This is a genomic window from Streptomyces pseudoechinosporeus (assembly GCF_054783935.1).
The window spans coordinates 16,498-29,084 of the sequence record NZ_BAAGPS010000092.1 but is presented as its reverse complement, the minus strand read 5'-3'; the positions used below and the strand labels follow the sequence as shown (position 1 = coordinate 29,084).

10 protein-coding genes and 1 pseudogene are annotated in these 12,587 nt (G+C 69.6%); 1 reads left to right on the top strand and 10 read right to left on the bottom strand.

The genetic code is table 11. From position 1 onward, the window contains the following. The first annotated feature begins 40 nt into the window (after positions 1 to 40). Positions 41 to 526 (top strand): transposase, encoded by a 486-nt coding sequence (locus ACYVO6_RS48245; protein ID WP_461073204.1) that lies wholly within the window; start codon positions 41 to 43, stop codon positions 524 to 526. Positions 527 to 554: 28 nt separating this feature from the next. On the opposite strand, the gene ACYVO6_RS48240 is transcribed toward ACYVO6_RS48245, so the two are convergent. From ACYVO6_RS48240 to hpaB, 10 genes and pseudogenes are all read right to left on the bottom strand, one after another. Continuing rightward, positions 555 to 1,343 (bottom strand): alpha/beta fold hydrolase, encoded by a 789-nt coding sequence (locus ACYVO6_RS48240; protein WP_461073266.1) that lies wholly within the window; start codon positions 1,341 to 1,343, stop codon positions 555 to 557. A 207-nt stretch (positions 1,344 to 1,550) separates the two neighbouring features. Continuing rightward, positions 1,551 to 1,703, bottom strand: a pseudogene (locus ACYVO6_RS48235) (carboxylesterase family protein); the annotation flags it as partial. Positions 1,704 to 1,916: 213 nt separating this feature from the next. Beyond that, positions 1,917 to 3,353, bottom strand: a complete 1,437-nt coding sequence (locus ACYVO6_RS48230; RefSeq protein ID WP_461073202.1) for an aldehyde dehydrogenase family protein — start codon at positions 3,351 to 3,353, stop codon at positions 1,917 to 1,919. Next, positions 3,350 to 4,882 (bottom strand): GMC family oxidoreductase, encoded by a 1,533-nt coding sequence (locus ACYVO6_RS48225; protein WP_461073200.1) that lies wholly within the window; start codon positions 4,880 to 4,882, stop codon positions 3,350 to 3,352. Before ACYVO6_RS48225 ends, ACYVO6_RS48230 begins: the two co-directional genes overlap by 4 nt. Positions 4,883 to 5,098: 216 nt before the next feature. Next, positions 5,099 to 6,064 carry an AraC-like ligand-binding domain-containing protein gene (locus ACYVO6_RS48220; RefSeq protein ID WP_461073198.1) on the bottom strand — a complete coding sequence of 322 codons (966 nt, stop codon included), beginning with the start codon at positions 6,062 to 6,064 and terminating at the stop codon, positions 5,099 to 5,101. 186 nt (positions 6,065 to 6,250) lie between these two features. Beyond that, positions 6,251 to 7,255 carry a 3,4-dihydroxyphenylacetate 2,3-dioxygenase gene (gene hpaD / locus ACYVO6_RS48215; protein WP_461073196.1) on the bottom strand — a complete coding sequence of 335 codons (1,005 nt, stop codon included), beginning with the start codon at positions 7,253 to 7,255 and terminating at the stop codon, positions 6,251 to 6,253. Beyond that, the gene (hpaE, locus tag ACYVO6_RS48210; protein ID WP_461073194.1) at positions 7,252 to 8,739 is read right to left on the bottom strand and encodes a 5-carboxymethyl-2-hydroxymuconate semialdehyde dehydrogenase; all 1,488 of its coding nucleotides are present in this window, start codon (positions 8,737 to 8,739) and stop codon (positions 7,252 to 7,254) included. Before hpaE ends, hpaD begins: the two co-directional genes overlap by 4 nt. Further along, positions 8,736 to 9,668, bottom strand: a complete 933-nt coding sequence (gene dapA, locus ACYVO6_RS48205) for a 4-hydroxy-tetrahydrodipicolinate synthase (protein WP_461073192.1) — start codon at positions 9,666 to 9,668, stop codon at positions 8,736 to 8,738. Before dapA ends, hpaE begins: the two co-directional genes overlap by 4 nt. After that, positions 9,665 to 11,110, bottom strand: a complete 1,446-nt coding sequence (locus tag ACYVO6_RS48200; RefSeq protein WP_461073190.1) for a fumarylacetoacetate hydrolase family protein — start codon at positions 11,108 to 11,110, stop codon at positions 9,665 to 9,667. Before ACYVO6_RS48200 ends, dapA begins: the two co-directional genes overlap by 4 nt. Continuing rightward, complete coding sequence (hpaB, locus tag ACYVO6_RS48195) at positions 11,110 to 12,576, bottom strand: 4-hydroxyphenylacetate 3-monooxygenase, oxygenase component (protein ID WP_461073188.1); 1,467 nt, start codon at positions 12,574 to 12,576, stop codon at positions 11,110 to 11,112. Before hpaB ends, ACYVO6_RS48200 begins: the two co-directional genes overlap by 1 nt. Positions 12,577 to 12,587 lie beyond the last annotated feature (11 nt).

Genomic DNA, 12,587 nt, shown 5'->3' with positions numbered 1-12,587 from the left:
CTTCGCCCTCCAGAAGGAGGAGAAGCATGACCGCAATGCGGTGGGACGTGTTCGTGACGCCGAGATTTCGCCGAGCAGCGGCGCCCTGAACCTTCCCGGCGGGGACCCGGTGGTGTGGTTTCCCATCTCGACGACCCTGATCTACGGCGAGCACGATGCCGTCCTCGTCGACCCGCCCTTCACCACCGACACCACCCGCGAAGTGCTCGCCTGGTTGGACAAGACCGGCCGGGACATCTCGAAGATCTACGTCACCCATGGCCACGGCGACCACTGGCTCGGCGCTCCCGTCCTGCTGGATCGGATGCCAAGGCGTGGAGGCTGTTCGTGGGGCCGTCGTGAGGTGATCGACGCGATCGCCGAGAAGTTTCCGACTGGATCGCAGTGGGTGCACCTGCCGGTGAGACGTGGCAACCGGCGGGGCTCTACCGCCAGATGTCGGAGTCGTCAGACGCTGCGGGAGGCGCGCCGGATCGGCCGGAGATTCCATCGTGCCTCTGGTCGGGCATCAGTACGGCGAATGTGAGGCCGGCTCCAACGACATCCGGTCAAACTCAGGACTCGAGGAACCCAAGCGCCCTTGCGACGAAATCCTCGTGGTACTGGAAGATCCCCCCGTGGCCGGAATCAGGGTAGAGGGGGACAAGTTCGCTCTTGGGTAGACGAGCGGCCAGGTCGATTGTGTTGTGGCTGGGCACCATCCGGTCGTTCTCACCGTTTGCCACGAGGACCGGTTGGCGAATTGCCGACAGGTCTGACGGTGCCTGGCGGCCCCATCGTTTGACGGCCTTCAGCTGGGCGCGGAGCGACGGCAGCGAGAAGTCCTTGTCGCGGTTGTCCGTGCGCTCCTTCAGTCGTCGCAGGAAGGCGCGTCCTGCCTGTCGGCCGCTTGCGGTGTCGGTGAAGAAGAGGGAGAGCTTCGCGTCCTGGCGGGTCAGGGCGCCCTTGATCGTGTCCTGGATGGCAAGAGCCGGAACCTTGTCGATGCCATCGCCGCCGGCGGGGCCCGTGCCCGCGAGGATGACCTTGCGGACGAGGCGCGGTTCTTCTTCCGCGACGACCTGCGCGATGAAGCCGCCCATCGACAGACCGAACAGATCGACCTGGTCGAAGCCAAGGGCATGGATGAACCGCACCGCGTCGTGGGCCATCCCTTCGATCGTGTCCGGCGTGGAGCCGCCCGACCCGCCCACCCCGCGGTTGCCGAAGGTGATCACCCGACGTCGTGCGGCGAGTCCGTCGACGACGCGCGGATCCCAGTTGTCCAGGTTTCCGGCCAGGTGGATCAGGAGGATCAGCGGCACGCCGTCCTCGGGGCCGAGCTGCCGATAGACGAAGTCCACCCCGTCAACGGACACGGAGCGGGTTGGCGCGTTCTTGTACGACGATCGTGAGGGGGACGGGGAATTTCGCGGTGCGCTCATGTCCAGGTCTTTCATGTGGGTGCGTGTCGGGGCGTTCTCGTTGCTGGAGGACCAGAAGGGAGCGGGTTCTTCGCGGCATCCTGACGACGACCTTGCCGGCCTTCGCGTGCCCTCCCATCGACGCACCGGCCGCGGCGCGGCGAAACGCAAGCTCCCCACCGGGGGTTCGGCGAACGGGATGCCCCGGAAGACCGCGAGATCGTCCTCGTGGCGGCCGCATACGATGCCCCCCACGGTGGCGACGTCGGGAATCGGTTCTGCGGTTACGACACTCCTCATTGAGCTCTACCGACCGCCATGCGGTCGCTGTACGAGGACCAGGCGTCGGCTGCGTGTTTCTTCGGGGTCCCGGACGGCCGCGCGGGTTTGATCGTGGAGCCGGGGCGACGACGAGATCCTCGTCCGGGCGGCCGGGCGGACAGGCCGCGCATCATCCTCAGGATCGTGCGGTCCGAACCCGCGGGGGCTGCCTGTCCGCGACGGGCGGGCACCTCAGGCGAGCGAGGTCCACACGCTCTTGACCTCCGTGTACGCATCAATGGCTCCCGTGCCCATCTCCCGGCCCCAGCCGCTGGCCTTGAACCCGCCCCAGGGGGCGGAGGCGTCCACGGGGTTGGGCATGTTGATGAACACCGTGCCCGCCCGGATGGAGCCCGCCACGCGGTGCGCCGCGCCCACGTCGCGGGTCCATACGGCCGCCGCCAGGCCGTACTCGGTGTCGTTGGCGCGGGCGACGGCCTCGTCCTCGTCGTCGTACGGCAGGATGGACAGCACCGGGCCGAAGATCTCCTCGCGGGCGATGCGCATGTCGTCCCGTACACCCGTGAACACGGTCGGCTGGTAGAAGAAGCCCGGCAGGTCGTCGACGGGGGCCCCGCCGGCGAGCAGCTGGGCGCCTTCCTGGACCCCGCTGCGCACGAGTGCGTGGACGTGGGCACGGTGTTCGCCGGTGACCAGGGGGCCGAGCTCGGTGTCGGGCGCGTTGCCCGCGCCGAGTCGCATCCCGCTGACGGCCTTGGCGCAGCGCTCGGCGAACTCGTCGGCGAGGGAGCGGTGGACGAGGAACCTTGTGTAGGCGGCGCACACCTGGCCGCTGTTGAGGAGCGCGCCCTGAAGACAGCCCGTCACGGCGGCGTCCAGGTCGGCGCCGGGCAGTACGAGGCTCGGTGCCTTCCCGCCGAGTTCGAGCGAGACACGCTTGAGATTCCCCGCGGAAGCCCGGACGATGTCCCTGCCGGTCTCGGTCGAACCGGTGAAGGAGACCTTGTCCACGCCGGGGTGCTCGACGAGGGCCCGGCCGGCCTCGGGACCACCGGTCAGCAGGTTGATGGCGCCGTCCGGCACACCAGCCGCCCGGCACAACTCGACGAGCCGCACCGTGGTCATCGGGGTCTGCTCCGCGGGTTTGACGATCACGGTGTTCCCGCAGGCGAGAGCCGGTGCGATCTTCCAACTCGCGATCATGAGAGGGAAGTTCCACGGGGTGATCAGCGCGCACACTCCCACCGGCTCGCGCTTGGTGTACTGCAGCACGCCGGGGATGGACAGTGGCGCCGTCTCGCCGTAGATCTTGGTGACCCAGCCGGCGTAGTGCCGGAAGTGCTCGGCAGCGGTGGCGACGCTGACCGCTGTGGAGACGCCGAGCGGCTGGCCTTGGTCGCGCGTCTCCAACTCGGCCAGTTCCTCCGCGTGTTCTTCGATGAGGTCGCCGATGCGCCACAGGATCCGGGCGCGCCGGGCCGGGGTGAGCCCCGCCCACTCCGGGTTCTCGAAGGCGGCGCGGGCAGCCCGTACGGCCGCGTCGGCGTCCGCGGTCCCCGCCAGGGACACCTGGGCGTGGGGTTGCCCCGTCGCCGGGTCCAGGGTCTCGAACTCCGCGCCGGAGGCCGCGGCTTGCCACTCGCCACCGATGAAAAGGGTATTGGTCACAGCTGTGCTCCCAGGATGAGGTCGGCGCAGCGCTCGCCGATCATGACGGCAGGTGCGTGGGTGTTGCCGGAGGTGACGGAGGGCATGACGGAGGCGTCCGCGACGCGCAGCCCGGCCACGCCGTGGACGCGCAGCTGCGGATCGACGACCGCCATGCGGTCGATGCCCATACGGCAGGTGCCCACCTGGTGGTGATAGCTGAGGAGGGTCCGCTTGATGTACGCGGCGACCTCCGCGTCCGTACGCACGTACGGTCCGGGTGCGACCTCGCGGGCCCGCCAGTCGCCCAGCGACTTCTCCTCGCCGATCTCCCGCACCTGCTGCACGGCCCGCACCATGGCCGCAAGGTCCGACGGCTCGGAGAAGTAGCCAGGGTCCAGGGCAGGAGCCTGGGTGGGGTCGGCCGAGCGCAGCCACAGGCGGCCCCGGCTGAGCGGACGGATCGTCCCGGCGAGGACCGAGAAGCCGTGGCCCTCTTCCGGAACGTTCATGTCGGGCACCGGCAGTGGCAGGTGAGACATCAGCGGCTGCAGGTCCGGCACGGCCAGCGCCGGGTCGGACTTGGCGAAGTAGTGGGCCTCCAGTTGGTTGGCCGTACCCTGCGGCACCGGCCGTGCCGACTCCCACACCACCGGAGCGAGGGTGTGGTCGTGCAGGTTCGCGCCCACTCCCGGCAGGTCCGCGGTCGCCCCGATCCCGAGGGCCCGCAGCTCGTCCGCCGGCCCGACACCGCTGAGCAGGAGCAGCTGGGCCGATCCGATGGTGCCGCCGGACAGGATCACGTCCCCTTCGCAGCGGATCTCCGTCGTACGGCCTTCGCGCAGCAGCTCGACGCCCCGCGCCCGGCCGTCGGCCACCAGGACGCGCGTGACCGCCGCGCCGGTCATCACTGTCAGCAGCGCACTGTCGAGCACCGGCTGCATGAAGGCGGTCCACGCGCTGACGCGCCTGCCGTCGCGGATGTTGCGGTGCAGCAGGTTCACGCCGAGCTGGTCCGGGCCGTTGCAGTCATCGTTGTACGGGATCCCGTAGTCCTGGCAGGCCTCCACGAAGGCGGTGGTCACCGGGTTGGGGGAGTGGTTCCGGCTGACGGGCAGCGGACCGCCGGCCCCGTGGTAGTACGACGCGCCGTCCTCGAAGTCCTCCGAGCGTTTGAAGTACGGCAATACCTCGTCGTACGACCAGCCCGCAGCTCCCTGGTAGGCCCAGCTGTCGTAGTCGGCCCGGTGGCCGCGAACGTAGATCATGCCGTTTAGGGCGCTGGAGCCGCCGAGGACCTTGCCGCGCGGCCAGAACACCTGGGTTCCGGAGGCGTGCCGTTGGCGTTCGGTGGTGTACGCGTGGTCCTGCGGGGAGTTCCACAGTTCCCACAGGCGCCCGGGGTCGTGGATGGCCGGGTTGTCGTCCCGGTCGCCCATCTCGATCAGCAGGACGGTCCGGCCGGCATCCACGAGTCTGCGCGCGAGCGCACAGCCCGCGGACCCGGCGCCCACCACGATGTGGTCGTAAACGGTGTGTGTTGCTCGCATGACGGGAGGGTCACAGGCGGACGGGCTACCGGCTTGTGCGGCGGTGCACGGTGTCTTGTGGAGGCGGGCACGAACGGCTGAGTGCGGTCGGGCCGGCCCACTCCGGCTTGTGTGATGGTGCACCGGCCCTTGCCGGGGCGGGCACGATCGGCAGATCCGCCGTGTTCGGGACGTACTACGACAGGCAGCGAAAGGGCAGCGAAGCCGTGACCGCGCCTAAGCGCCCAACGCCGTGCGCCCGGCCCCGCGTGCCTCCGACGGGCTCATGCCGTAGGCGCTCCTGAAGGCGTGGCTGAAGTGGGCGGGGTCCGGAAAGCCCCAGCGGCTTCCGACGGTGGCGACGGGCATATGGGCGAGCGCGGGGTCCGCGAGGTCGCGCAGGCACTCGGCGAGGCGACGCTCCCGGAGCCAGCCCGAGACCGTGTATCCCCGCTCGGCCAGCAGCTTGTAGAGGAAGCGCCGCGAGATGTGGTGGGCGGCCGCGATCCGGTCGGGGCCGAGCCCCGGGTCGGAGAGCCGCTGCTCCATGTACGTGAGGATCCGCTGGGCCAGCAGCTCCCGCCCGTCGTCCTGCTGCGTCACGTGCACGGCGCACCGGTCCGAGAGCATCGCGCCGACCAGGTCGACCACGCTGTCCGCGAGCCGCTGCGTGCCGAGAGCGTCCAGTTGCCGCACCTGCCCGGCCAGTCCGCGCAGGAACGGCTGCACCACGGGCCCCAGTCCGTCGCTGCACGACACAGTGGTGGCGATCATGCGGGTCAGGTCGCGCTCGGGCAGCCGGAGCATGACCCGCGGGAACATCAGCACGAGTGTGCGGTACGGCTGGTCGAAGTCGAGGGTGTACGGGTGCCGGGTGTCGTAGATGGCCAACTCGCCCGGCTTGAGCAGGGCCTGGCGGTCCGCCTGGGTCAGCATGCACTGCCCGGCCAGCTGAAGACTCACCTTGACGAAATCGGCCGGGTCGGAGGCGATGTGCCTACGGGTGTGGGCGACGCCGTGCGGATCCGCGGCCACCACAGACACCTGCACCGCGCCGAGCTGGGCAGTGTGCAGGGAGGCGCGGAAGTCGGGAACCTCGCGCGGCAGCGCTTCCAGCGGCACGAAACTCTGGCCGACCACGTCCCGCCAGAACTCGAAGCGTCCTGCGGAGGTGTCGTCCGACGGAGTCGTCATCGAGGGCATGGGTCTCCTCTGCGGGCCCTTCGGCAAGCCGGCAGGTAGGCGTGCCGCCGGATACTAACTGTCGTATCCGGTTTTTATAAAGTGTGATGAATGGGGTGTATGAGAAGATCCCGTGTTTGTCTAGGGCGCGGTGAGGGGGTCCCAGAAGGGCGCGAAGCACCTCCGGGCCCCCCACCGCCCGTAGCATCAGCCGAGGCCGTCCGCACCCACTTGAACCGCGGACTCGTCGAGGACGGTGTCGGTCACGGGCTGCGGGTGCCCGGAGAGGTCGAGGACGGGGGCGGCCTCCTTGTACCAGGATTCGATGACGGCGTTGCCCCAGAAGTCGCGGCGGCGGTCGTCGTGGACGTTCCAGCGGTATGTCTGGTGGTCGGGGTCGCCGGTGTAGTAGTCGCTGGTGTAGATCTCCACGCGGTGGCCGTCGGGGTCGCGGAGGTAGAGGTAGAAGGCGTTGGAGACGCCGTGCCGGCCGGGGCCGCGTTCGATGTGGTGCTCTTTGTGCAGCGAGCCGAAGATGTCGGCCGCGCGCAGTACCTGGTGGGACTCGTGGGTGGCCACCCCGACGTGGTGCAGGCGCGGCCCGGCACCCCCCGTGAAGGCGACGTCATGGACGGTCTGCTTGCGGTACATCCAGGCCGCGTACAGCTCGTGCTCGTCGCCCTCGATCGTTTCCGAGCAGCCGAAGCCGAGAGACTGGTAGTGGGCGTAGGCGGCCGGGATGTCGGGGGTGCAGATGTTGAAGTGGTCCAGGCGGGCGATCTCGGCGCCGTGGCGGATGTCGTAGCGCTGGATGAGGCGCTCGGCGCGGGCGATCTCGTGGAAGAACTCCACGGGGAAGCCGAGCGGGTCGATGACGCGGACGGCGTCGCCGATACCGTGCGTTCCCTCGCCCTTCTTCAACCGCTTGACCGGGCAGCCGAGTTCGGCGAAGAACTTCTCCGCTTTGTCGACGTCCTCGGGGGTGCGGACGCGATAGGAGATGTGGTCCAGGGCCGCCAGGTCGCCCTTGCGCAGCACCAGCGAGTGGTGGGTGAGCTCGTCCGTGCCGCGCAGGTACAGCGACTCGGCGTCCTCGTACTGCACGTAGAAGCCGAGCATGTCGGCCCAGAACCAGCGGGCGGCACCGAGGTCGGTGACGGCGAGCTGGGCGTAGGCGGACCGGATGACGTCGGGGGCGTTCGAGGCGGTCATGAGGTGGCTCCGAAGCGGGGCGTGTGCACCTCGGCGAGGGCGACGTGGACGATCTTCGATTCGGTGTAGAAGTCGATGCTGTGGGCGCCGCCCTCGCGGCCGACGCCGGAGGCCTTGACTCCGCCGAAGGGAGTGCGCAGGTCGCGGACGTTGTGGGAGTTGATCCAGACCATGCCGGATTCGACGGCGTGCGCGATGCGGTGGCCGCGCTTGAGGTCCGAGGTCCAGACATAGGCGGCCAGGCCGAACTGGGTGGCGTTCGCGAGTTCCACGGCCTCGGTCTCGTCGTCGAAGGGGGCGACGGCAACGACCGGGCCGAAGATCTCCTCCTGGAAGATACGGGCGTCGCGTTCGACGTCGGCGAAGACTGTGGGCTGGAGGTAGTTGCCGTCGGCGAGGTGGTCGGGGCGGCTGCCACCGGCGAGCAGACGGCCCTCCTTCCTGCCGATCTCCACGTAGCTCAGGACGCGCTCGTAGTGTTCGGGGTGTACCAGTGCGCCGACCTCGGTGGCCGGGTCGGAGGGCAGCCCGACGCGTACGTTGGCGGCCCGCTCCGCCAGTCGCCGGGTGAACTCCTCGTACAGCGGGCGCTCGACGAGTACGCGTGAACCCGCCGTGCAGCGCTCCCCGTTGAGGGAGAACACCCCGAACACGACCGAGTCCAGCGCGGCCTCGACGTCGGCGTCGGCGAAGACGACGACCGGGGACTTGCCGCCCAGCTCCATCGACACCGTCTTCAGCCGCTCGGCGGAGGAGCGGATGATGTGCCGGCCGGTGTCGGTGGAGCCGGTGAAGGAGATCAGCGGCACGTCCGGGTGGTCGACGAGGGCCTGGCCGGCCTCCTCGCCGATGCCGTGGACGATGTTCACCACCCCGGCCGGGACACCCGCCTCTTCGAAGATCTCCGGCCACAGGGACGCCGACAGCGGGGTCCACTCGGCGGGCTTCAGCACGAGCGTGCAGCCGGCGGCCAGAGCCGGGGCGAGCTTCCAACTCTCCAGCATGAACGGGGTGTTCCAGGGCGTGATCAGCCCGGCGACTCCCACCGGCGTGCGCACCACATAGCTGAACTGGTCGTCGCCCTGCCGGAACGCCTCCTCGCCGAGGGCCACGATGACATCCGCGAAGTAGCGGAAGTTCTCGGCGGCGCGCCGCGCCTGGCCGCGGGCCTGCGTGATCGGCAGCCCGGAGTCGTACGACTCGAAGGCGGCGAGCCGGTCATGACGGGCCTCGACGGCGTCGGCGATCCGGTACAGGACACCCGCGCGTGCCCGGTTGGACAGCCCGGCCCACTCCGGGAACGCGACCCGGGCAGCCGTCACCGCCCGGTCCACGTCGGCCGCGGAGCCACGCGCGGCCTGTGCGTAGGCCGTGTTGGAGACCGGGTCGGCGACGTCGAAGGCGCGTCCGTCCGCGGCGTCGACGAGGGCACCGCCGATCCAGTGCGGGATCACGGAGGGAAGGTGCTCCGGGGTGGTGCTCACTGCGCGGCTCCGATCTGCTGGGTGAGGTCTCCGCCCTCGCGGAGCAGCGCGCGGATCTTCGACAGGCCCGCGTCGGTGGGAGAGGTGAGCGGCGGGCGGACATGGGGTGACGCGATACGTCCCTGCTGGTGCAGCACCCACTTCGCCGGCGCTGGGTTCGTCTCGACGAACAAGAGGTCGACGAGCGGGTGCAGGCGGTAGTGGATATCGCGGGCACCGTCGAAATCGCCCGCCTCCCACAGCTCGTACATCCGAGCCACCGCGCCGGGCGCGAGATTGGCGACGGCTGAGACGAACCCCGCACCGCCGAGCGCGAGCAGCGGCAGACAGAGCAGTTCGATGCCCGACCACACCAGCAGTGAGCGCCCGCAGGCGTGCAGCACGCGCGAGAAGTGCTCGAAGTCCTTGGTGGTCTCCTTGACGCCCACGAAGTTCTCGAAGTCGGTGAACAGCCGCTTCACTGTCTCGGGCGCGATGTCGACGGCCGTGCGCGAGGGCACGTTGTAGGCGACGATCGGCAGGTCCGGGAACTCCCGGGCGACGGTCGCGTACCACTGGTACAGCGCCTCCTGCGTGGGGCGCGCGTAGTAGGGCGTGATGACGAGCGCGGCGTCGGCGCCCAGCTCCGCTGCGGCGGCGGTGAGTTCGAGGGTTTCGTCGAGCTTGTGGGATCCGGTCCCGGGCAGGAACGGGACGCGGTCGCCGATCTCCTCGACCGCTGTCCGCATCCCCGCGATCCGCTCGCTGACGCTCTGCGCGCTGGGCTCGCCGGTGGAGCCGCCCAGCGAGATGCCGTGCGAACCGGACTCCAGCTGGAAGCGGATCAGCGCGCGCAGGCTGTCGTGGTCGACGGCTCCGTCCGAGGTGAAGGGGGTGATGGCGGGAGCGATGGATCCGCGGATGGCGGACGGGTCGCTGCGGAATTTCATGTGTGCTCTCCTTGCGTGCTGTGCTGCTTGCGCCACCGCTCGTACGTCTCGTGCCAGTCGGGACCGAGGGGATACAGGCCGTCGATGTCGTGGCCGGCGCGCACCTGCTCGGTGATGAAGCGCTCCTTCTGTTCCTGCTCCCGGCAGTCGGTGATCAGGTCCTCGGCCAGTTCGGGCGGCACGACGACAACGCCGTCCGCGTCTCCCACCAGCAGGTCGCCGGGCTGCACGAGGGCTCCGCCGCAGGCGATCGGCACTCCCGTGTCCCACGGCACATGGCGGCGGCCGAGGACAGAGGGGTGGGCTCCGCCGTGGTAGACGGGCAGCCCCAGTTCGGTGACCGCGACGCTGTCGCGCAGGCCTCCGTCGGTGACCACCCCGGCCGCGCCGCGCTGCTGGGCGCGCAGGGCGAGGATGTCGCCGAGCGTGCCGGCGGATGTGTCCCGGCGGGCGTCCATGACCAGCACATGGCCGGGTCGCAACTGCTCGATGGCCCGCTTCTGGGCGTTCATGCCGTTGCCGTACCGCTTGAACAGGTCCTCGCGCAGCGGCAGGTAGCGCAGCGTGTGGGCGACGCCGACCATCTTCGTGTCCGGCCGTGTGGGACGTACCCCGTCGATGGACATGTGCGGCAGTCCGCGCCCCCGCAACTGTGCGCTGAGTGTGGCGACCGCGACCGAACGCAGTCCTTGCTCGATGCGTTTGTCGAGCAGTGGCTCGGGGGTGAACGCGGCTCCGTGGGCGGCCTCGCGTTCCGCCGCGTCCGTCCTTGGCATCGCTCCGTACGTCTCCAGGGCGGGCCCGGAGGCGATGGGGTTGCGCAGCCGCCCGGTGGACTGACCGCTGCCGGTGACCTCGACCTCCACCGTGTCGCCCGGGGAGACGACGGACGCGCCGGCCGGAGTGCCCGTGAGGATGACGTCCCCCGGCTCCAGCGTGACCAGTCTCGACAGATCGGCGACGAGCTGTCCGAAGGGGAAGAGGAGCGTGTCGGTGGTGTCGTCCTGCACGAGTTCGCCGTTGACCCAGGTACGCAACTGGAGTGCGGCCGGGTCGAGTTGGCGGGCATCGAGCAGCCGCGGCCCGATCGGGGTGAAGCCGTCGGCGCCCTTGGAGCGGAGGTTGGAGCCGCGGTCGGCATACCGCAGGTCGTAGACCCCGGCGTCGTTCGCGGCGGTCACCCACCGCACGTGGGACCAGCCGTCCTCCGGCCGCACCCGTTGAGCCCGGCCGCCGATGACCAGGGCGATCTCGCCCTCGAATCCGAGAAGTTCACACCCCTCAGGGCGGACGATGGCCTCCTTGGTGCCTGCCAGCGACGAGGGGGGCTTGAGGAAGTAGGAGGGGTGGGCCGGGATCCGGCCGCGCTCCTTGGCCCGGCTGGGGTAGTTGAGATGGACCGCGATGATCTTCGACGGGGGATTCCCCAGGGGGTGCGTCATCAGGAGCGCTCCAGGCTGTGCTGATTCAGGAAGTCCTGGACCTTCGCCTTGTGCGGCTCGCGGTCGTACGACTTCACGTACGCGCCGGCCATGCGGACGGGGTCGCCGAAGAAGTAGTACTCGTACAGGGCCTGCCGGCTGGAGAAGGCGGAGATGCAGGTGTCCCAGACGAGACGGAACAGCTTCACGCGCTCGGCGCCGGTGAGGGTGGCCGACTGGAGGTAGGCCTCGATGTCGGCGGCCGCCGGGCCGGTGACGTCGAGTTCGGTCGGGGTGGCCATCAGGCCGGAGGCGCCGAGCTTGCGCAGGATCTGCGGGAAGCGCTGGTAGAGCTTGGGGTAGAGGTTGCGGGCGGCGTTGAGGGGGGCCCAGGCCGGGGTCAGCACCCCGTACTCGTTGACCTCGGCGTCGGCTTCCGCCGCGCGCAGGAAGGCGCGCAGCGTCTCCAGGGTGGTGATGATCTCGGCGATGTCCTCCTGGACGTGCTGGAACTGCTCGATGCCGATGGCCTCCGTGAGCAGTGTCACCAGTCCGAGGATGTACTCGGTCTTGGCGGTGGTGCGGGTGACGACCTGGTGGGTCATGTGCACCACGGAGGACGTCTGGGAGTAGAAGCCGTTGCACAGTTCGGCGTCACCGAGGGCGAAGCAGCGCTCGAAGGGCACGTGCACGTCGTCGAAGACGACCACACAGTCCGATTCCTCGAAGCGGGAGGCGAGGGGGTGGTCGTGGCGCGGGCGGTCGTAGTCGAGGGGCTCGCGGGCGATGTAGCGCAGGCCGGGGGTGTCGTTGGGGATGGCGAAGGCGTACGAGTACGGCTTGTCCTCGGGCGTGCCGCGGAGCACGGTCGAGGGGAAGACGAGCATTTCGTCGGCGAAGGGGGCGATGGTGGCGAGCATGCGCGCCCCGCGGATCACCACGCCGTTGTCGTCCTCCTTCACGATGCGTGCCGCGAGTTTGCCGCCCGCCTGCTGGGTGCCCGCCACGGCCCGGTTGACCTGCGGCGGGATCAGCGTGTGCGTGCACAGCAGATCCTCTTCGCGGGCCTTCTCGTAGTAGCGGCGGATGTTCTCGCCGAAGGCGGGGTTGGCCTGGGCGAACCAGTCGGCGGCCGAGGCGAGTGCCATCAGGGAGCTGTTCATGTAGTCGCCGGTGCGGCCCAGCATGCCGTTGCTGTGGTCGGCCCACACCTTGAACGCCTTACGGCGCTTGACGAGATCGTCGGGTGTGCGCGGAGTGAGGAAGGACGTGCCGACCGGCTCACCGGAGGTGGGGGAGGCGTACGTGAGGACGTCCTTGTGGTCGTCGCTGTGCTGGAGGTCGTACAGCTCGGCGTAGGTCTGCACCACGTTGCGGAAAGCGGGGTGCTCCTGGATTCCTCCGGTGAGCGTCTCGCCCTGGATGTGCACGGTGGGGCGGGACTGGGAGAGGCGCTCGAGGAATTCCTTGCCGGTGCGTGCGGCCATGCTGGTTCTCC